General features: G+C 70.7%; 16 protein-coding genes. 14 read left to right on the top strand and 2 right to left on the bottom strand.

Annotation, left to right across the window (positions count from 1 at the left end):
* Window positions 1-36: 36 nt before the first annotated feature.
* Window positions 37-1,689 carry an amidohydrolase gene (locus BQ8420_RS25230; protein ID WP_087101875.1) on the bottom strand — a complete coding sequence of 551 codons (1,653 nt, stop codon included), beginning with the start codon at window positions 1,687-1,689 and terminating at the stop codon, window positions 37-39.
* A 324-nt stretch (window positions 1,690-2,013) separates the two neighbouring features.
* Between BQ8420_RS25230 and BQ8420_RS25225 the strand changes: the two genes are divergently transcribed.
* Window positions 2,014-3,456 (top strand): serine hydrolase, encoded by a 1,443-nt coding sequence (locus BQ8420_RS25225; protein WP_087101873.1) that lies wholly within the window; start codon window positions 2,014-2,016, stop codon window positions 3,454-3,456.
* A gap of 38 nt (window positions 3,457-3,494) precedes the next feature.
* Here BQ8420_RS25225 and paaK read toward each other — a convergent pair whose 3' ends face one another.
* Window positions 3,495-4,853, bottom strand: coding sequence for a phenylacetate--CoA ligase PaaK (gene paaK, locus BQ8420_RS25220; RefSeq protein WP_087101871.1), 1,359 nt, complete (start codon window positions 4,851-4,853; stop codon window positions 3,495-3,497).
* Window positions 4,854-5,097: 244 nt separating this feature from the next.
* Between paaK and BQ8420_RS25215 the strand changes: the two genes are divergently transcribed.
* From BQ8420_RS25215 to BQ8420_RS25155, 13 genes are all read left to right on the top strand, one after another.
* Window positions 5,098-6,333, top strand: a complete 1,236-nt coding sequence (locus BQ8420_RS25215) for a thiolase family protein (RefSeq protein ID WP_087101869.1) — start codon at window positions 5,098-5,100, stop codon at window positions 6,331-6,333.
* Entirely contained in the window at window positions 6,330-7,082 is a 753-nt protein-coding gene (locus BQ8420_RS25210) for an enoyl-CoA hydratase/isomerase family protein (RefSeq protein ID WP_087101867.1), read from the top strand. Before BQ8420_RS25215 ends, BQ8420_RS25210 begins: the two co-directional genes overlap by 4 nt.
* Window positions 7,079-7,963 carry a 3-hydroxyacyl-CoA dehydrogenase family protein gene (locus tag BQ8420_RS25205; protein ID WP_087101864.1) on the top strand — a complete coding sequence of 295 codons (885 nt, stop codon included), beginning with the start codon at window positions 7,079-7,081 and terminating at the stop codon, window positions 7,961-7,963. The genes BQ8420_RS25210 and BQ8420_RS25205 overlap by 4 nt, the downstream gene beginning before the upstream one ends.
* Window positions 7,960-8,751: an enoyl-CoA hydratase/isomerase family protein gene (locus BQ8420_RS25200; protein ID WP_087101862.1), complete on the top strand. Its 792-nt coding sequence runs from the start codon at window positions 7,960-7,962 to the stop codon at window positions 8,749-8,751. The genes BQ8420_RS25205 and BQ8420_RS25200 overlap by 4 nt, the downstream gene beginning before the upstream one ends.
* 121 nt (window positions 8,752-8,872) lie before the next feature.
* Window positions 8,873-9,847, top strand: a complete 975-nt coding sequence (gene paaA, locus BQ8420_RS25195) for a 1,2-phenylacetyl-CoA epoxidase subunit PaaA (RefSeq protein WP_087101860.1) — start codon at window positions 8,873-8,875, stop codon at window positions 9,845-9,847.
* Complete coding sequence (gene paaB, locus BQ8420_RS25190; protein WP_087101858.1) at window positions 9,844-10,155, top strand: 1,2-phenylacetyl-CoA epoxidase subunit PaaB; 312 nt, start codon at window positions 9,844-9,846, stop codon at window positions 10,153-10,155. The genes paaA and paaB overlap by 4 nt, the downstream gene beginning before the upstream one ends.
* A 40-nt stretch (window positions 10,156-10,195) precedes the next feature.
* Complete coding sequence (gene paaC, locus BQ8420_RS25185; RefSeq protein WP_087101856.1) at window positions 10,196-11,074, top strand: 1,2-phenylacetyl-CoA epoxidase subunit PaaC; 879 nt, start codon at window positions 10,196-10,198, stop codon at window positions 11,072-11,074.
* Window positions 11,068-11,592, top strand: coding sequence for a 1,2-phenylacetyl-CoA epoxidase subunit PaaD (gene paaD, locus BQ8420_RS25180; protein ID WP_087101854.1), 525 nt, complete (start codon window positions 11,068-11,070; stop codon window positions 11,590-11,592). Before paaC ends, paaD begins: the two co-directional genes overlap by 7 nt.
* Window positions 11,593-11,594: 2 nt before the next feature.
* Window positions 11,595-12,698, top strand: coding sequence for a 1,2-phenylacetyl-CoA epoxidase subunit PaaE (paaE, locus tag BQ8420_RS25175; RefSeq protein ID WP_087101851.1), 1,104 nt, complete (start codon window positions 11,595-11,597; stop codon window positions 12,696-12,698).
* Window positions 12,699-12,742: 44 nt separating this feature from the next.
* Window positions 12,743-13,120 carry a hydroxyphenylacetyl-CoA thioesterase PaaI gene (paaI, locus tag BQ8420_RS25170; RefSeq protein WP_087102054.1) on the top strand — a complete coding sequence of 126 codons (378 nt, stop codon included), beginning with the start codon at window positions 12,743-12,745 and terminating at the stop codon, window positions 13,118-13,120.
* A gap of 264 nt (window positions 13,121-13,384) precedes the next feature.
* Window positions 13,385-14,566: an L-rhamnose isomerase gene (rhaI, locus tag BQ8420_RS25165; RefSeq protein WP_087101849.1), complete on the top strand. Its 1,182-nt coding sequence runs from the start codon at window positions 13,385-13,387 to the stop codon at window positions 14,564-14,566.
* On the top strand, window positions 14,554-16,659 hold the full coding sequence (locus BQ8420_RS25160) for a bifunctional aldolase/short-chain dehydrogenase (protein WP_087101847.1): 2,106 nt from the start codon (window positions 14,554-14,556) through the stop codon (window positions 16,657-16,659). The genes rhaI and BQ8420_RS25160 overlap by 13 nt, the downstream gene beginning before the upstream one ends.
* A gap of 5 nt (window positions 16,660-16,664) precedes the next feature.
* The gene (locus tag BQ8420_RS25155) at window positions 16,665-18,122 is read left to right on the top strand and encodes a rhamnulokinase family protein (protein WP_087101845.1); all 1,458 of its coding nucleotides are present in this window, start codon (window positions 16,665-16,667) and stop codon (window positions 18,120-18,122) included.
* The last annotated feature ends 290 nt before the right edge of the window (window positions 18,123-18,412 follow it).

The raw sequence follows: 18,412 nt of genomic DNA, 5'->3' as shown, positions 1-18,412 counted from the left end.
GGGGCACGGACGGGGGTTCGGGGTTCGGGTGGGCCCTCAGGCACCGTGGTGCGCGGTCGCCCGGTTCGGTAGACCGAGGGCGTCGGCGCCGTGGACGGGCCGGCCGCCCACCAGGGTCGCCAGGACCCGAATGGAGCCGATGCCCTGGTCGGCGGTCTCGACCGGGTCGCGGTCCAGGACCACCAGGTCGGCGAGTTTGCCGGGGGTGAGGCTGCCACGGTGGTGTTCGTCGTGGCTCGCCCAGGCGGCGTCCAGGGTGTAGGCGCGCAGGGCCTGTTCGGGGGTGACGCGTTCGTCGGGGGCCAGGACCGCGCCCTCGGAACTGGTGCGTTCGACCATCGACTCCATGCCCAGCAGTGGGGCGCCGGGGGCGACCGGGCGGTCGGAACTGCCCGGCACGCGGATGCCGTGGTCGAGGAAGGAACGATGGCGGTAGAGCCAGGGGACCCGGTCCGGGCCCAGCGACGCGGCCATGGCGTCGCCGACAGTGTGCAGGAAGCGTGGTTGGGGGACGGGGATCACACCCAGGGCGGCCATACGGGGCAGCTGGTCGGGGCGCACGATCCCGGCGTGCTCGACGCGGTGACGCACGTCGGGGCGCGGGTGACGCCGTTGGGCCTCCTCGAAGGCGTCCAGGGCCAGGTCGATGGCGTCGTCGCCGATGGCGTGGGCGGCCACGCGCCAGCCGGATCGGTGGGCGGCCACGACCAGGGCGCGCATCTCTTCGGGCGGGTTCTGGTAGAGGCTGTGGCCGTGTCCGCACAGGGGCTCGGTGACGGCGGCGGTGCGGCCGATGAGGGAGCCGTCCAGCCAGATCTTCATCGGGCCCAGGCGTAGCCGGTCGTCGCCGAAGCCGCTGCGCAGACCCAGGTCGAGCCCGGTGGTGATGGTGTCTCGGGGGTGGGTGCGCAGGGTGTGGAGGTTGTCGGCGGCGACCATGAGTTCCACTCGGGGCAGGAGCAGGCCCTGGTCGCGGGCTCGTTGGTAGGCGGCGGCCTCCACGGGGGAGCGGCCGACGAGTCCGCATCCGATCCCGGCCTCGACGACGTGGGTGAGGCCCTCGGCGGCGTAGACGCGGGAGGCGTGTCCCAGGGCATCGGCGAGTTCGTCGACGGGGTAGGGCATGACCAGGGCGGTGACCATTTCCTGGGCGCGTTCCTGGAGCAGACCGGTGGCCACACCGCGGTCGTCGCGGACGATGACGCCGCCCTCGGGGTCGGGGGCGTCCTCGGCGCCGCTCAGGCGCAGGACGGTGCTGTTGACCGCGCACATGTGACCGGAGCGGTGTTTGAGCCAGACGGGGCGGCCGTGCGCGGCGCGATCGAGGGCCGCGCGGTCGGGGTGGGCGCCGAGCACGGTGTCGTCGTAGCCGGAGCCGATGATCCAGGCGTCCTCGGGCAGGGTGGCGGCCTTGGCGGCGACGGCTTCGTAGAGCTCGGTCGGGGTGGTGGCGTTCTCCAGGGGCAGTTCGGTCAGGGACTGCCCGAACCAGGCCATGTGGTTGTGGGCGTCGCTGAAGCCGGGGACGACCGTGGCGCCGTCGAGATCGACCTCGGCGCGCGCGGGCAGGTCGGCGACGTCGTCGTCGAGGCCCAGGACACGGCCGCCGACGATGCCCACGGTGGTGGCGTGGGGGTGGGCGTCGTCGAGGGTGCGCACGCGTGCGCGGGTGAGTTTGAGGTCGAGCATGCGGGCAGGGCTCCAGGCGCGGTGTGATGGGTTCCCTCCCAGGTTGCAGGGTGTGTGAGCCCGAGCTCAATGACGATTCACCCTGGATCACGCCTCCGGTGATGGGCAGATGCACAACACGTGGCGCCGGGGTGAAGGGACGTGGGCCAGGGGGTCGATGAGCGGAGCATCGGCACGGGCACGCCCGCCCTACGCGTGGCCCGCCGCCCGACCAGCACCGGCCGTGCTCCACGGGGCTCTTGTGGGCCCGGGTGCCGGGTTCTAACCTTGCGGCGGACCCGCGCACCGGCGCGGGTTCCCCACGAAACACCGGAAGGGATCACCGTGCCCGAAGACGCGCACACCCCCATCGACGTCGAGCATTGGCGCGGGCGGTTGGCCGCCCTGGCAGAACGGCACGGGGTGCCCGGCGCCCAGCTCGGGATCCTGCGCCTGGGCGCCGACGGCGGTGAGGAAGTGGCCGAGAGCGCGTACGGGGTGCTCCATACGGGGACCGGGCACGCCGTCGAGATCGGTTCGGTGTTCCAGATCGGGTCGATCACCAAGGTGTGGACGGCCACCGTCGTCATGGGTCTGGTCGACGAGGGGCTGCTCTCCTTGGACACCCCGGTGGTCGAGGTGCTGCCCGAGTTCGGTCTGGCCGACCCCGAGCACGCCGAGCGGATCACCGTCCGCCACCTGTTGAACCACACCAGCGGCATCGACGGTGACCTGTTCACCGACACCGGGCGCGGCGACGACGCCCTGGAGCGCTACGTGGAGCGGTTGCGCGACTCCGAACCGACTCATCCGCTGGGCGCCACCTTCTCCTATTGCAACTCCGGGTTCCCGCTGTTGGGTCGGATCATCGAGAAGCTCACTGGGCGGGTGTGGGACGAGGCCATGCGTGAGCGTCTGTACACCCCGTTGGGGTTGGCCCGGGCCGGGACCCTGCCGGAGGAGGCGCTGCTGTACGGGGCCGCGGTGGGGCACGTGAGGGGTCTGCCCGACGCCGTGCCGGCCCCGGTGTGGGGGCTCCCGCGGTCCATGGGGCCCGCGGGGTTGGTTCACGCCAATGCCGGGGACGTGTTGGCCTTCGCCGCGATGCACCTGCGGGGTGGCCGCACGGTCGGGGGCGAACGGGTGCTCTCACCGGAGTCGGTCGAGGCCATGACGGGGCACTCGGTGGACCTGCCCGAACCCGACACCCTGGGCGACTCCTGGGGCCTGGGTTGGATCCGCTACGGCTGGGGCGGGCACCGGCTGGTGGGGCACGACGGCAACACCATCGGACAGTCGGCCTTCCTGCGCCTGTTGCCGGAGGCCGGTCTGGCGGTGACGTTGTTGACCAACGGTGGACAGGCCCGTGATCTGTACCAGGAGCTGTACGCGGAGGTGTTCGATGAGGTGGCGGGGGTGCGGATCCGTCCGGCGCCCGTTCCCGTGTCCGACCCCGAACCCGAATCCGGATCCGGCTTCGTGGCGGAGGCCGAGGACCTGCCGCTGTTGGGGACCTATCGCAACGCCGTGCAGCGACTGGAGGTGCGCGGCACCGGTGAACGGCTCGTGCTGCGCGTGGTCGACCTGAGCGGACTGCCCGGGATCGAACCCGAGCCGCCCAAGGCCCACCCGTTGGCACCGCGGGGTGAAAGCGCTTACCTGTTCCGTCCCGAAGAACAGCGCACCTGGGTCCCCGTCACCTTCTACGCCCTGGAATCGGGGCACGAGTACGTCCACGTGGGCGGGCGCGCGCTCCCCTTGGTGGAGGGGGAGGGCTTGACCCGATAGGGCGCGTCCCGGGGCCGGGGACCCGGATCGTCGGGGTGTCAGCCCCTGGGGCGCTGGTCGATGATGCGGCGGAACTTGCCCACCGAACGTTCGATCCGTTCGGGGTCGACCACGTCCACGGTGACGCTGATCCCGACCTTGTCCTTGATGGTGGCGGTGATCTCGCGGCGCAGGACCACACGGCGGTCGGTGGTGCAGTCGGGCGCGGCCTCCACTCGCACGGACATGCGGTCCAGGCGGCCCTCCTTGGTGAGCACCAGCTGGAAGTGGGGCGCCAGACCGTCCAGGCCCAGCACGATCTCCTCGATCTGGGTGGGGAAGACGTTGACCCCGCGCAGGATGATCATGTCGTCGCTGCGGCCGGTGACCTTGTCCATGCGGCGCATGGGGCGGGCGGTGCCCGGGCGCAGGGTGGTCAGGTCGCGGGTGCGGTAGCGGATGACCGGCATGGCCTGCTTGGTCAGCGAGGTGAAGGCCAGTTCACCGTTCTCGCCGTCGGGCAGGACCCGTTGGGTGATGGGGTCCAGGACCTCGGGGTAGAAGTGGTCCTCCCAGATGTGCAGGCCGTCCTTGGTCTCCACGCACTCGTTGGCCACGCCCGGGCCCATGACCTCGGAGAGGCCGTAGATGTCCACGGCGTTGATGTCGAAGCGTTCCTCGATCTCGCGGCGCATCTTCTCGGTCCAGGGCTCGGCGCCGAAGACACCGATCCGGAGCGAGGTGGAACGCGGGTCGATTCCCTGATTCTCGAACTCGTCCAACAGCGTCAACATGTAGCTGGGGGTGATCATGATGATCTCGGGGCGGAAGTCCTGGATGAGCTGGACCTGCTTGGCCGTCTGGCCGCCGGAGGCGGGGATGACGGTGCAACCGAGTCTTTCGGCGCCGTAGTGGGCGCCGAGGCCGCCGGTGAACAGGCCGTAGCCGTAGGAGACGTGCACCTTGTGTTCGGGGCGCCCGCCGGCGGCGCGGATGGAGCGGGCCACCACCTCGGCCCAGACGTCGATGTCCTCACGCGTGTAGCCGACCACGGTGGGCTTGCCGGTGGTGCCGCTGGAGGCGTGGATGCGGCTGATCCGGTCCTGGGGCACGGCGAACATGCCGAAGGGGTAGTTGTCGCGCAGGTCGGCCTTGGTGGTGTGGGGGAAGAGGGCGAGGTCCTCCAGGGTCTTGAGGTCCTCGGGGCGGACGCCTGCCTCGTCGAACTTGCGCTTGTACAGGGGCACGCTGGTGTAGGCGTGCTCCAGGGTCCAGCGCATGCGGTCGAGCTGCAACGCGCGGAGCTCGTCGACGCTCATGCGTTCGGCCGGGTCGAGCGACTCGGGTGCGGGGGCCTGTCCGAGCCGTCGGGGGATCGCGGTGCCGGCCGGCTGCGTGGTGGTGTCCTGGCTTGCCATGGGCCTCTCCGAGTACGGTGCGCGGTGGCCCGCGCAGGCCGGAAGCCTGGGTGGGTGGGCGGTCCGCCGCGCGGTGACGGGTGTGGGTCGGCCCTGTCAAGGGCCGGACCGACTTGCTTACTGACCGAACGGTCGGTTACTAATGCATTTATCCAGTCTCCGACCTGCCGTGTCAAGGAGATGTGTCGATGAGTTCACACCAGGCGGTGGCGCACGCCACCGCGCTCAACATGGGAGGCCGTTCGTGAGCGACGTCTACGTGGTCGACGGGGTTCGCACCCCTCAGGGCCGATACGGGGGCGCTCTCGCGTCCGTGCGCCCCGACGACCTCGCCGCCCGGGTCGTGTCCGAGGTGGTCCGCCGCGGTGGCGTGCCCGGTGAGGTCGTCGACGAGGTCATCCTCGGCGCCGCCAACCAGGCGGGTGAGGACAACCGCAACGTGGCGCGCATGGCGACCCTGCTCGCCGGACTGGACCCCAGCGTGCCCGGCTACACCGTGAACCGGCTGTGCGCCAGCGGCCTGACCGCCGTCTCCTCCGCCGCGCAGGCCATCCGTTCGGGTGAGGCCGACGTGGTGGTCGCCGGCGGTGTGGAGTCGATGACCCGCGCCCCCTGGGTGATGGCCAAGCCCGGCACCCCCTGGGCCAAGCCGGGCGAGGTCGCCGACACCTCCCTGGGATGGCGCTTCACCAACCCCCGCTTCGCCGAGGTCGACGCCCGGGTGCCGGCCGACGCCTCCCCAGACGAGCTGCGCTACACCCTCTCCATGGGCGAGACGGCCGAGGAGGTCGCGCGTCTGGAGGGGCTGAGCCGACAGGAGTGCGACGCCTTCGCGCTGCGCAGCCACGAGCGCGCCATCGCTGCCGCCGAGGCCGGCCGCTTCGACGACGAGATCGTCCCGGTCACCGTGCACGGCCGCAAGGGTGCGACCCACGAGGTCACCGCCGACGAGGGCCCGCGCGCGGGTTCGAGCATGGAGAGCCTGGGCAGACTGCGTCCGGTCTTCCGCCAGGGCGGCATCGTTACGGCCGGCAACTCCTCCTCCCTCTCCGACGGAGCCTCCGCCCTGGTCCTGGCCGGCGCGGACGCGGTGGAACGGTACGGCCTCACGCCCCGCGCCCGCGTGGTCTCCTCGGCCTCGGCCGGGGTCGCCCCCCAGGTCATGGGGCTCGGTCCGGTCCCGGCCACCCGCAAGGTCTTGGACCGTGCCGGTTGGAAGCTGGACGAGGTCGGCGCGATCGAACTCAACGAGGCCTTCGCCGCCCAGTCCTTGGGCGTGATGCGTCAGCTGGGGCTGAAGGAGGACCGGGTCAACGCCGACGGCGGCGCCATCGCGCTGGGCCACCCGCTGGGTTCCTCCGGCGCCCGTATCCTGATCACCCTGCTCAACCGCATGGAACGCGAGGACGTGCGGCGCGGCCTGGCCACCCTGTGCGTGGGCGTGGGCCAGGGTGCGGCGCTTCTGTTGGAGCGTGTATGAGCGAGAACGACGAGGACTTCGAGACCCTGTTGGTGGAGCGGCGCGAGGACCGCACGGTGGTCGAGCTGCACCGCCCCGAGGCCCGCAACGCCATCAACGGGCGGATGATCGCCGAACTGCACCGGGTGTGCGCCGAACTGGAGGCCGATCCCAAGCCCCTGCTGCTGACCGGGCACGGCACGGTCTTCGCCGGCGGAGCCGACATCTCCGAGCTGCGTGAACGCGGCCGTGAGGAGGCCCTGGCCGGGATCAACAGCCGGCTGTTCGAACGGCTGCACCGCCTGCCGGCGCCCACCGTGGCGGCGGTCGACGGTTGGGCGTTGGGCGGCGGGGCCGAGCTGTCCTACTCCTGCGACATCCGCATCGCCACCCCCACCGCCGTGTTCGCCCAACCCGAGCCGGGCCTGGGCATCATCGCCGGCGCCGGCGCGTGCTGGCGGCTCAAGGAGTTGGTGGGCGCCTCGGTGGCCAAACAGGTGCTGTTGGGCGGCTTCCGGCTGGACGCCGAGGCCGCGCTGCGCCACGGACTCATCGCGCGGATCGTTTCCACCGAGGAGCTGCGCGAGAGCGCCCACGCCCTGCTGGACCGCATGGCGGCGTCCTCGCCGATGGCTCTGCGCATGACCAAGATGGTCCTGGACGCCGACGGGGCGCACCCGCTGGCCGACGACCTGGTCCAGGCGGTGCTGTTCGAGAGCGCCGACAAGCACGAGCGCATGACCCGTTTCCTGGAGAGGAAGAAGCGTTGAGCGAGATCACCCCACAGGGCGTGCCCGAGATCGTGGCCGTCATCGGCGGCGGCACCATGGGCGCCGGTATCGTCCAGCAGTTCCTTATGGCCGGCGCGCGCGTGGTGCTGGTCGAGGCCACCGTCGAAGCCGCCGAGGCGGGCCGGGGTCGGGTCGTGGCCGGGCTGGACAAGGCGCGTGAGCGCGGCAAGATCGACCTCGAACCCGCCCTCTACCTGGCGCGGATGGACGCGGTCACCGACACCGCCGCCATTCCCGCCGAGGCCGGGATCGTCATCGAGGCCGTGCCCGAGAAACCCGAGCTGAAGATCGCCGTGCTCACCGCGGCCGAGGCGGCCGTGGGCGAGGAGACGGTACTGGCCTCCAACACCAGTTCGCTGTCGGTGACCGAACTGGCCGCCGCGCTCAAGCGTCCGCACCGGTTCCTCGGCACGCACTTCTTCAACCCGGTCCCGGCCTCCAAGCTGGTGGAGATCGTCACCGTGCCCGAGACCGACCCGGCGGTGCTGGAGTCGGTGCGCGGCTGGGTGGGCGCACTGGGCAAGACCGAGATCGTGGTGCGCGACGCCCCCGGATTCGCCACCAGCCGCCTGGGCGTCATGTTGGGCCTGGAGGCGATCCGCATGGTCGAGGAGGGTGTGGCCTCGCCCGCCGACATCGACACCGCCATGGAACTGGGCTACCGCCACCCCATGGGACCGCTCAAGCTCACCGACCTGGTCGGATTGGACGTGCGGTTGGCCATCGCCGAGTACCTGGCCACCGAACTGGGGGACCGGTTCACCCCTCCGGAGCTGTTGCGCCGTAAGGTCGCCGAGGGCAGGCTCGGCCGCAAGAGCGGCGAGGGTTTCCACATCTGGGACGAGGGAGACAAAGCGTGAGCGAAGACAAGGCGGCGTGGTTCGAGGAGACCGACGGGCTCGCCACGATCCGGCTGAACACTCCGGCGTTGACCGTTCGGGTCAAGGAGGAGCTGCTGGAGGCGGTGAACCGGGCGGCCGAGTCCACCACCGCGCGCGCGGTGCTGTTCCTGGGATCGGACAAGGCTTTCTGCGTGGGCCAGGACCTGGCCGAGCACGCGCGGTTCCTGGAGGATTCCTCCGGTGTCGGGGCGTTGGACACGGTGCGACGGCACTACAACCCGATCGTGCTGGCCCTGGAGCGCATTCAGGTGCCGGTCGTGGTGGGGATCGGCGGGGCCTGCGTGGGCGCCGGCATGGGGCTCGCCCTGGCCGGTGACGTGCGGGTGGCGGCTCGTCGCGCCAAGTTCGGCACCGCCTTCACCGGGGTCGGGCTGGGCTCGGACTCGGGGCTGGCGATGCGTCTGGTGCGCAACCTGGGCCAGGCCCGGGCGATGGAGCTTCTGCTGCTGGGCACCATGATGGTCGCGGATCGCGCCCTGGAGTTGGGCCTGGTCACCGAGGTGGTGGACGACCAGGACTGGGAGACGCGCGCTCGCGAGGTGGCCCTGCTGTTGGCCTCGGGGCCCACCGCCGCCTTCGTGGCGGCCAAGCGCGAGGTGCGCTCGGCGGCCGAGGGCGGCCTTGAGGTGGCGGAGCTGCTGGAGGAGGAGGCGGACCTGCAGAACCAGCTGGGGGAGACCGCCGACCACAGGGGCGCGGTCAACGCGTTCCTGGCCAAACAGAAGCCCACCTTCACCGGAAGGTAGTCCTCACGGGGGTGTGCGCCGGGTTCGCGGCGCGCACCCCCGCCAGGGGCTTGCGTTGAGCAGGAACTTCCGGAGATACTAATTACTGACCGAACGTTCGGTTATGAATGGGGAATGATCAATGTCGACCACGGCCCAGGAAGCGCCCCCCGGCGCCGACGAGGCTCTCCAGGCGGACTTCGACGCCAGGATCGCGGCCAACCAGCGCATCGAACCGCGTGACTGGATGCCCGAGGCCTACCGCAAGACCCTCATCCGTCAGGTCTCCCAGCACGCGCACTCGGAGATCATCGGGATGCAGCCCGAGGGGGACTGGATCGCGTCCGCGCCCAGCCTGCGCCGCAAGGCCATCCTGCTGGCCAAGGTCCAGGACGAGGCCGGGCACGGCCTGTACCTGTACGCGGCCGCCGAGACCCTCGGCGTGGACCGCGCCGACCTCACCCAACGGCTGATCGAGGGCCGCCAGAAGTACTCCTCGATCTTCAACTACCCGGCACTGAGCTACGCCGACGTCGGTGTGATCGGCTGGCTGGTCGACGGCGCCGCGATCTGTAACCAGGTCCCGCTGTGCCGCACCTCCTTCGGCCCCTACGCCCGCGCCATGGTGCGCATCTGCAAGGAGGAGTCCTTCCACCAGCGGCAGGGCTACGAGCTGCTCATGCGCATGATGGACGGCACCGAGGGCCAGCGCGCGATGGTCCAGGAATCCGTGGACCGCTGGTGGTGGCCGTCCCTGATGATGCTCGGCCCGCCCGACGCCGACTCGCCCAACACCCAGCGGTCACTGGCGTGGGGCATCAAGATCGACACCAACGACGACCTGCGCCAGAAGTTCATCGACATGACCGTCCCGCAGGCCGACAAGTTGGGCGTCACCCTGCCCGACCCCGACCTGGCCTGGAACGAGGAACGCGGCCACTACGACTTCGGTGAGCCGGACTGGGACGAGTTCAAACAGGTCATCTCCGGCAACGGTCCCAAGAACGCCGAGCGTGTGGAACGGCGTCGCGCCGCCCACGACAACGGTGCGTGGGTCCGCGAGGCCGCCACCGCGTACGCGAACAAGCACAAGAGCGTCCGGGAGGTCGCGGCATGAGCAACACCGACAACGCCGGCCCGGCCCGGCCCGAATGGCCCCTGTACGAGATCTTCGTGCGCGGAAAGCGCGGCCTCAACCACGTCCACGTGGGCTCCCTGCACGCCCCCGACGACGAGATGGCCCTGCACAACGCCCGCAACCTCTACACCCGGCGCAACGAGGGCGTGAGCATCTGGGTGGTGCTCGCCCAGAACATCACCGCCTCCAGCCCGGACGAGAAGGACCCCTACTTCGCGCCCAGCGGTGACAAGGTCTACCGCCACCCGACCTTCTATCCGATCCCCGAGGACGTCCCGCACATCTAGCGCGCACGCACCGGGACGCACGAGGCTTCAAAGGAACGACATGAGTGGCGACAACATCTTCACCGGCCTGACCGAGGAACACGACAGCGACTCGCGATGGGCCTTCGGCACCGGTTTCACCGAGGCGCTCGCGGGTGTGGACACGACCCTTCCCGCGGGGGTCGACGGCCAGGACCTGGCCCTCTACTGCCAGATGCTCGGCGACGACGCCCTCGTCCAGGCGCAGCGGCTCGCCCACTGGGTGACCGACGCCCCCGAACTGGAGGAGGAGGTGGCCCTGGCCAACATCGCCCTGGACCTGCTGGGCCAGGCCCGCCTGTTGTTGGCCCGCGCCGGCCAGGCCGACGGCACCGGACGCGACGAGGACGCCTTCGCCTACCACCGGGACCCCGAGGAGTTCCGCAACGTGCACCTGACCGAGGCCCCGCGCGGTGACTTCGCCCGGTGCGTCGCCACGCTGCTCGTGCTCTCCAGTTGGCGGCTGGCCCTGTTCACCCGCCTGGCGGACAGCAAGGATCCGGTGCTGTCGGCCATCGCCGCCAAGGGCGTCAACGAACTGGCCTACCACCGTGAGTACGCGGTCTCCTGGGCGCTGCGCCTGGGTGACGGTACCGAGCATTCGCACGAGCGCATGGCCCGGGCGGTCGCCGACGTGTGGCCGATGACCGGTGAACTCTTCGCCACCCACCCGGTGGAGTCCGCCCTGGCCGAGCAGGGGGCGGCGGTGGATCCGGCCACGGTGCGCGAGGAGGTCCACCAGGTCCTGTCGCAGGTACTGACCGCGGCCACGCTGGCGGTACCCGAGACCTTCCCCCCGGCCGAGATCGCCGGACGCGAGGGCCGGCACACCGACGAACTGGCGCCCCTGCTGGAGGAACTCCAAAGGGTGGCCCGCGAGCACCCGGAGGCGACATGGTAGCCACCGTTTCCCGGACCGAGGCACGTCGGCGCGTCTGGACGGCGGCGGCCGCGGTCACCGACCCCGAACTTCCCATGCTGACCCTGGCCGACCTGGGCATCCTGCGCGAGGTCGACCTCGCGCAGGACGGCACCGCCCAGGTGTGGATCACCCCCACCTACTCGGGCTGTCCGGCCCTGGCCGAGATGCGCGTGGACGTGGACACGGCCGTGCGCGCGGCCGGGTTCGAACACGTGCGGGTGCGCACCACGCTCTCCCCGCCCTGGACCACCGACTGGATCACTGAGGAGGGGCGACGCAAACTCACCGAGAACGGGATCTCGCCGCCGGGCGGGGCGCCCCAACGGCCCGCCGGCCCCGTCCCCCTCACCCTGCTGCCCACCCGAACCGTCCCGCGCTGTCCGCTGTGCGAGTCGGCCGAGACCGAGGAACTGTCCCGCTTCGGCGCGACCTCCTGCAAGTCGCTGCACCGTTGCCGGTCCTGCCTCGAACCGTTCGAGCACGTCAAGGAGATCTGACCGTGACCACACCCGTCACCGAGACCGCCCCCGCCGCCGGACGCGGCCGGGCGGCGTTCCACCGGCTGCGCGTGGCCGCCGTCGAGCGCCTGTGCGAGGACGCCGTCGCCGTCACCTTCGACGTCCCCGACCACCTGGCCGAGGTGTTCGCGTTCGCGCCCGGGCAGTCGCTGACCCTGCGTCGTGTGATCGACGGGGTGGAGGAGCGTCGCAGCTACTCGATCTGCGCTGCGGTGGGCGAGGCCCCCCGCGTGGGCGTGCGTCTGGTCGCCGACGGCCTCTTCTCCACCTGGTTGGTCCGCGAAGTGCGCACGGGCGACGAGATCGAGGTGGGCGCGCCCACGGGCCGCTTCAGCCCCGACCTGACCGAGACCGCCCGGCACGTGCTCGTGGCCGCGGGTTCGGGCATCACCCCGGTGCTGTCCATGGCCGCTTCGCTGCTGCGCCGCACCGGCTCCCACGTCACGCTGCTGTACGGGAACCGGCGCAGCGACACGGTGATGTTCGCCGACGACCTGGCCGACCTCAAGGACGCCTTCGGGCCGCGCCTGGAACTGGTGCACGTACTCTCCCGCGAACCGCGCGAGTCGGAGCTGTTCACCGGGCGCCTGGACGGCGCCAAACTGGACGCCCTGTTGTCGACCATCATCGCCGCGGACGGCGTCGACCACTGGTGGATCTGCGGTCCCTACCCGATGGTCACCGACGCCCAGCGGGTGTTGGCCGAGCACGGGGTGGACGGGGAACGCGTCCACCAGGAGCTGTTCTTCGTCGAGGGGGCCCAGCCGCCGCCCCAGGCCCGACACGAGGACCCCGAGGTCGAGGGGCCCGCCAGCGAGGTCACCGTCGTGTTGGACGGTCGCACCACCACGCTGACCCTGCCCCAGGGCGTACCGGTACTGGACTCCGCCCAGCGCTACCGCCCGGACCTGCCGTTCGCCTGCAAGGGCGGGGTGTGCGGGACCTGTCGGGTCAAGGTGTGCGGTGGTGAGGTCGAGATGGTGCGCAACTACGCGCTCACCCCCGCCGAGGTGGAAGCCGGGTACGCGCTGGCCTGCCAGTCGCTGCCGGTGACGGACGCCGTGACCATGGACTTCGACTCGTGAGCGGGGCCGAGGCGCCCAAGGGGCGCAACGAGACCGCCTGGCGGATGTTCGAGACCGACCGTGCCTCCAAGAACCTGGGCATGCGCCTGCTGGAGGCCACCGACGGGCGCGCGGTGGTGGAGATGGTCGTGGGACCGCTCATGCTCAACGGTTACGACATCGCCCACGGCGGGTTGCTGTTCACCCTGGCCGACACCGCGTTCGCGTGCGCCTGCAACGTGGACGGCGGCGGGGTGACCGTGGCCTCCGGCGCCGACGTCACGTTCGTGGCGCCGGCCCATGAGGGCGATGTGCTGGTGGCCACCGCCGAGGAACGTGTGGTCTACGGGCGCAGTGGCGTCTACGACGTGACCGTCCGGCGGGGCGAGGAGATCGTCGCCGAGTTCCGCGGACGCAGCCGTACCCTGGCCGCGCGCGGATAGGTCGGGGGACCGGGGGAAGGTCGAGGGAGGGTCGGGGCGAGCAGCCCCGGCCCTCCCTTCGTATGGGGCCGGTCGGTTGCGGGGGAGCGGTGCGACCTGTGGGTAAAACGTTGTAAGCAGCGAGCCGTGCACTGCCCGAGCCGCGGGGGTAAGGGTGACTGTTGACACCCTTCCAGGTGGCGGGATAGCTTCTGCGATACGCGAATGAAACGATTCAATGATCGCGAGCTCCGCGATCCCACCCCACCTGAACGGAGCCCCATCGTGGTCACATCGGACGCCGTCTCGCACCCCGACACCCTCGCGGTCCTGCGCCGCCAGCACATCGAACTCCCCTCCTGGGCCTTCGGCAACTCCGGGACCCGATTCAAGGTGTTCGGACAGCCCGGGGTGCCCCGCGACCCCTGGGAGAAGATCGCCGACGCCGCCGAGGTGCACCGCCACACCGGGGTCGCCCCCACCGTCGCCCTGCACATCCCCTGGGACAAGGTGGACGACTACGCCGCCCTGGCCGCCCACGCCCGCGACCTGGGCACCGACATCGGCACCATCAACGCCAACGTCTTCCAGGACGACGACTACAGACTCGGCAGCGTCACCAACGCCGACGCCCGGGTGCGCCGTAAGGCCATCGACCACCTGCTGGAGTGCGTCGACGTCATGGACGCCACCGGCTCGCGCGACCTCAAGCTCTGGTTCGCCGACGGCACCAACTACCCCGGCCAGGACGACCTGCGCGCCCGCCAGGACCGCCTCGCCGAAGCGCTGCGCGAGGTCTACGACCGGCTGGGCGGCGACCAGCGGATCCTGCTGGAGTACAAGCTCTTCGAACCCGCCTTCTACGCCACCGACGTCCCCGACTGGGGCACCGCCTACGCCCACTGCCTCGAACTGGGCGAGCGGGCCGTGGTGTGTGTGGACACCGGCCACCACGCGGCGCACACCAACATCGAGTTCATCGTCGCGTTCCTGCTGCGCGCCGGAAAGCTCGGCGCCTTCGACTTCAATTCGCGCTTCTACGCCGACGACGACCTCATGGTCGGCGCCGCCGACCCCTTCCAGCTCTTCCGCATCATGTACGAGGTGGTGCGCGGCGGTGCCCTGGCCACCGACACCGAGGTCGCGTTCATGCTCGACCAGTGCCACAACATCGAACCCAAGATCGCCGGACAGATCCGCTCGGTGATGAACGTGCAGGAGGCCACCGCCAAGGCCCTGCTCGTGGACGCCGAGGCCCTGGCCACCGCGCAGGTCTCAGGCGACGTGCTGGGCGCCAACGCCGCGTTGATGGACGCCTACAACACCGACGTGCGCCCCCTCCTGGCCGGACTGCGCGAGGAACAGGGACTGCACCCCGACCCCATGGCCGCCCACGCCGCCTCCGGGTACGTGGAGCGGGTCGCCGACGAACGCAAGGGCGGAACCCAGGCCGGATGGGGCGCATGAGCGGCCCCGGCCGACCCGCACAACCGGAACACCACGACACCGAACAGGGAAACACCGTGTCCGATCCCGTCGTCGCACAGCTCATCGCACGTAGTAACGCCCTTGGGGCCGACCCACGTAACACCAACTACGCGGGCGGCAACACCTCCGCCGCCGGAAGCGCCACCGACCCCGTCACCGGCGGGCCCGTCGACCTGCTGTGGGTCAAGGGTTCCGGTGGCGACCTGGGAACCCTCACCGAGGACGGACTGGCCGTCCTACGCCTGGACCGTGTGCGCGCCCTCGCCGACGTCTACCCGGGGGAGGAACGCGAGGACGAGATGGTCGCCGCCTTCGACCACTGTCTCTTCGGCAAGGGTGGGGCCGCGCCCTCCATCGACACCGCCATGCACGCGCTGGTGCGCGCCGCGCACGTGGACCACCTGCACCCCGACTCCGGGATCGCCCTGGCCACCGCCGCCGACGGCGAACGCCTGACCCGCGAGTGCTTCGGCGACCGCGTGGTGTGGGTGCCCTGGCGCAGGCCCGGCTTCCAACTCGGACTGGACATCGCCCGCATCGCCCAGGAGAACCCGAACGCCATCGGCGCGATCCTGGGAGGACACGGCATCACCACCTGGGCCCGGACCAGCGAGCAGTGCGAGGCCAACTCCCTGGAGATCATCCGCACCGCCCAGAGCTTCCTCGCCGAACACGGCCGACCCGAGCCCTTCGGTCCGGTCCTGGACGGGCACCAGGCGTTGCCCGAGGAGGAACGCGCGCGGCGCGCCGCCGCCTTGGCCCCGGTGATCCGCGGCCTGGCCTCCACCGACCACCGACAGATCGGCCACTACACCGACAGTGACGAGGTCCTGGACTTCCTCGCCCGCGCCGAACACCCCCGCCTGGCCGCCCTGGGCACCTCCTGCCCCGACCACTTCCTGCGCACCAAGGTCCGTCCCCTGGTGCTGGACCTGCCCGCCACAGCACCCCTGGAGCGGGTGGTCGAGCGCCTGCGCGAACTCCACCGGGAGTACCGCCAGGACTACCGCGCCTACTACGAACGCCACGCAGGAGCCGACAGCCCGGCCATGCGCGGCGCCGACCCCGCCATCGTCCTGGTGCCCGGGGTGGGCATGTTCTCCTTCGGCAAGGACGCCAAGACCGCGCGCGTGGCCGGCGAGTTCTACGTCAACGCCATCAACGTGATGCGTGGTGCCGAGGCCGTGTCCACCTACCGGCCCATCGAGGAGTCGGAGAAGTTCCGCATCGAGTACTGGGCCCTGGAGGAAGCCAAGCTCAAGCGGCTGCCCGCGCCCAAGGCCCTGGCAGGCCGGGTCGCCCTGGTCACCGGAGCCGCGAGCGGTATCGGCAAGGCCATCGCGACCCGCCTGGCCGCCGAAGGCGCGTGCGTGGTCGTCTCCGACCTGGACGCCGAACAGGCCGCCGAGGTCGCGGCCGAACTCGGCGGCGTCGACACCGCCGTCGGGGTGGGCTGCGACGTGAGCGACGCCGACGCCGTGGCCGAGGCGTTGCGCGCCGCCGCCCTGGCCTTCGGCGGAGTGGACCTGGTGGTCAACAACGCCGGACTGTCCATCTCCAAGCCGCTGCTGGAGACCACCGAACGCGACTGGGACCTGCAACACGACGTCATGGCCAAGGGGTCCTTCCTGGTCTCCCGCGAGGCCGCGCGCCTGATGATCGAGCAGGACATGGGCGGCGACATCGTCTACATCGCCTCCAAGAACGCGGTGTTCGCCGGGCCCAAGAACATCGCCTACTCCGCCGTCAAGGCCGACCAGGCTCACCAGGTGCGGTTGCTGGCGGCCGAGCTCGGCGAGCACGCCATCCGGGTCAACGGGGTCAACCCGGACGGGGTGGTGCGCGGCTCGGGAATCTTCGCCGGAGGCTGGGGCGCCCAGCGCGCCAAGGTGTACGGGGTACCCGAAGAGGAGTTGGGCGCCTTCTACGCCAAGCGCACCCTTCTGGGGCGCGAGGTACTGCCCGAACACGTGGCCAATGCCGTGTTCGCGCTCAGTGCGGGGGAGTTGGCGCACACCACAGGCCTGCACGTGCCCGTCGACGGCGGGGTCGCCGCCGCGTTCCTGAGGTGAGCGCGGTGGGACCGCACGCCGCGATCGACCTGGGCGCCTCCAACGGCCGGGTGATCACCGGACACCTGCGCGACGGTGTCCTGCGCACCGAGGAGACGGTGAGGTTCGCCAACACCCCGGTGGCCGTGGGCGAACGACTGCACTGGGACGTGTTGGCGCTGTACTCCGGAGCCCTCACCGGACTGGCGGAAGCGGCCCGGGTTCATGGCCCACTCGCCTCCGCCGGCATCGACTCCTGGGCCGTGGACCACGGCCTGCTCGACGCCGACGGCGCGTTGCTGGGCAACCCCGTCCACTACCGCGACCGGCGCACCGACGGTGTGCCCGAGCGGGTCTTCGAGCACCTCTCCGCCGCGGACCTGTACGCGGTCAACGGGCTCCAGGTGCAGCCCTTCAACACTCTCTTCCAACTGGTGGCCGCCGCCGGAAGCGCCCAGCTCTCGGCCGCGCGCGACCTGCTGCTGATCCCCGACCTGCTGGGCTACTGGTTGACCGGCCGGAAGGTGGCGGAGCTGACCAACGCCTCCACCACCGGGCTGCTGGACGTGCGGGGGCGTCACTGGACCGAGCCCTGCCTGGAGCTGCTGGAGGACACCTTCGGGGTCCGTGCCAGGGGTCTGCTCCCCGACCTGGTCGATCCCGGTCACATCATCGGAACGGTGAGGGACACCGGGACGCCACTGGTCGCGGTGGGTTCCCACGACACCGCCTCCGCCGTGGTCGCCGTGCCCGCGCGCACCCCGCGCTTCGCCTACATCTCCTCGGGGACGTGGTCGCTGGTGGGCGTGGAGCTGGATCGGCCGGTGCTCTCCGAGCAGGGGAGGGGCGCCAACTTCACCAACGAACTCGGTGTGGACGGGACCGTCCGGTACCTGCGCAACGTGACCGGGCTGTGGTTGTTGCAGGAGTCTTTGCGCACCTGGCAGGCCCAAGGGCTCGACGTGGATCTGGCCGACCTGTTGGAGCGGGCGGCTCGTCTGCCGAAGCTGAGATGCGTGGTGGATGTGGACGATCCCCGGTTCGCGCCACCCGGTGACATGCCGGCCAGGATCGCCGAGTTCGCCACCGAGACCGGCCAACCGCCACCCACCGATCCGGTTCAGGTGGTCCGGTGCGTGCTGGATTCTTTGGCCCTGGCCTACCGGCGGGCTGTACGACAGGCCGCCGAGCTGTCCGGCCAAGAGGTCGAGGTGGTGCACGTCGTCGGGGGAGGGGCGCGGAACTCGTTGTTGTGTCAACTGACCGCCGAGGCCACCGGCCTGCCGGTGATCGCTGGGCCGGCGGAGGGTACGGCCGTGGGCAACCTGTTGGTGCAGGCCCGGGCTGTGGGGGCTATTCGGGGAGGTCTGCCCGAGCTGCGACAGGTGGTCGCCGATTCCTTCGATATCTGTATCTACCGGCCCGAAGGGGAGAGTGTTGTGTGGGAACGAGCCCAGCGCTTCCTCTGGCCGGGGGAACGGTGATCGGGGAGTTTTTCGGTCGCCTTGTGCCGGCCGGGAACCCGTGTGACTCTTCCAGGGTGACCACGGAGGTTCGGTGTCTGGTTTGTCTGTTTCTCAACTAGTTGCAGATTTGAGCCCTTGGCGCAGATAAACCCGCAGGTCAACGAGGCTGCTCCCCGCGTACGCGGGGATGGACCCGGGTGCGTACCCGCCTCACCGAGGTGGTCGACCTGCTCCCCGCGCACGCGGGGATGGCCCCGCGCCACCGGGCAGGCGGAAGGCTCCCACCCGCTGCTCCCCGCGCACGCGGG

Source organism: Nocardiopsis sp. JB363 (assembly GCF_900143625.1).
Lineage (GTDB): Bacteria > Actinomycetota > Actinomycetes > Streptosporangiales > Streptosporangiaceae > Nocardiopsis.
This window is presented reverse-complemented; position numbering and strand designations above follow the sequence as displayed.

What these genes read in the sequence shown, in the direction of transcription:
- BQ8420_RS25230 (WP_087101875.1), bottom strand. Translation starts at nt 1,689, where the DNA reads ATGCTCGACCTCAAACTCACCCGCGCACGCGTGCGCACCCTCGACGAC.
- paaK (WP_087101871.1), bottom strand. Translation starts at nt 4,853, where the DNA reads ATGGCAAGCCAGGACACCACCACGCAGCCGGCCGGCACCGCGATCCCC.
- BQ8420_RS25210 (WP_087101867.1), top strand. Translation starts at nt 6,330, where the DNA reads ATGAGCGAGAACGACGAGGACTTCGAGACCCTGTTGGTGGAGCGGCGC.
- paaA (WP_087101860.1), top strand. Translation starts at nt 8,873, where the DNA reads ATGTCGACCACGGCCCAGGAAGCGCCCCCCGGCGCCGACGAGGCTCTC.
- paaB (WP_087101858.1), top strand. Translation starts at nt 9,844, where the DNA reads ATGAGCAACACCGACAACGCCGGCCCGGCCCGGCCCGAATGGCCCCTG.
- paaC (WP_087101856.1), top strand. Translation starts at nt 10,196, where the DNA reads ATGAGTGGCGACAACATCTTCACCGGCCTGACCGAGGAACACGACAGC.
- paaD (WP_087101854.1), top strand. Translation starts at nt 11,068, where the DNA reads ATGGTAGCCACCGTTTCCCGGACCGAGGCACGTCGGCGCGTCTGGACG.
- paaI (WP_087102054.1), top strand. Translation starts at nt 12,743, where the DNA reads ATGTTCGAGACCGACCGTGCCTCCAAGAACCTGGGCATGCGCCTGCTG.
- BQ8420_RS25160 (WP_087101847.1), top strand. Translation starts at nt 14,554, where the DNA reads ATGGGGCGCATGAGCGGCCCCGGCCGACCCGCACAACCGGAACACCAC.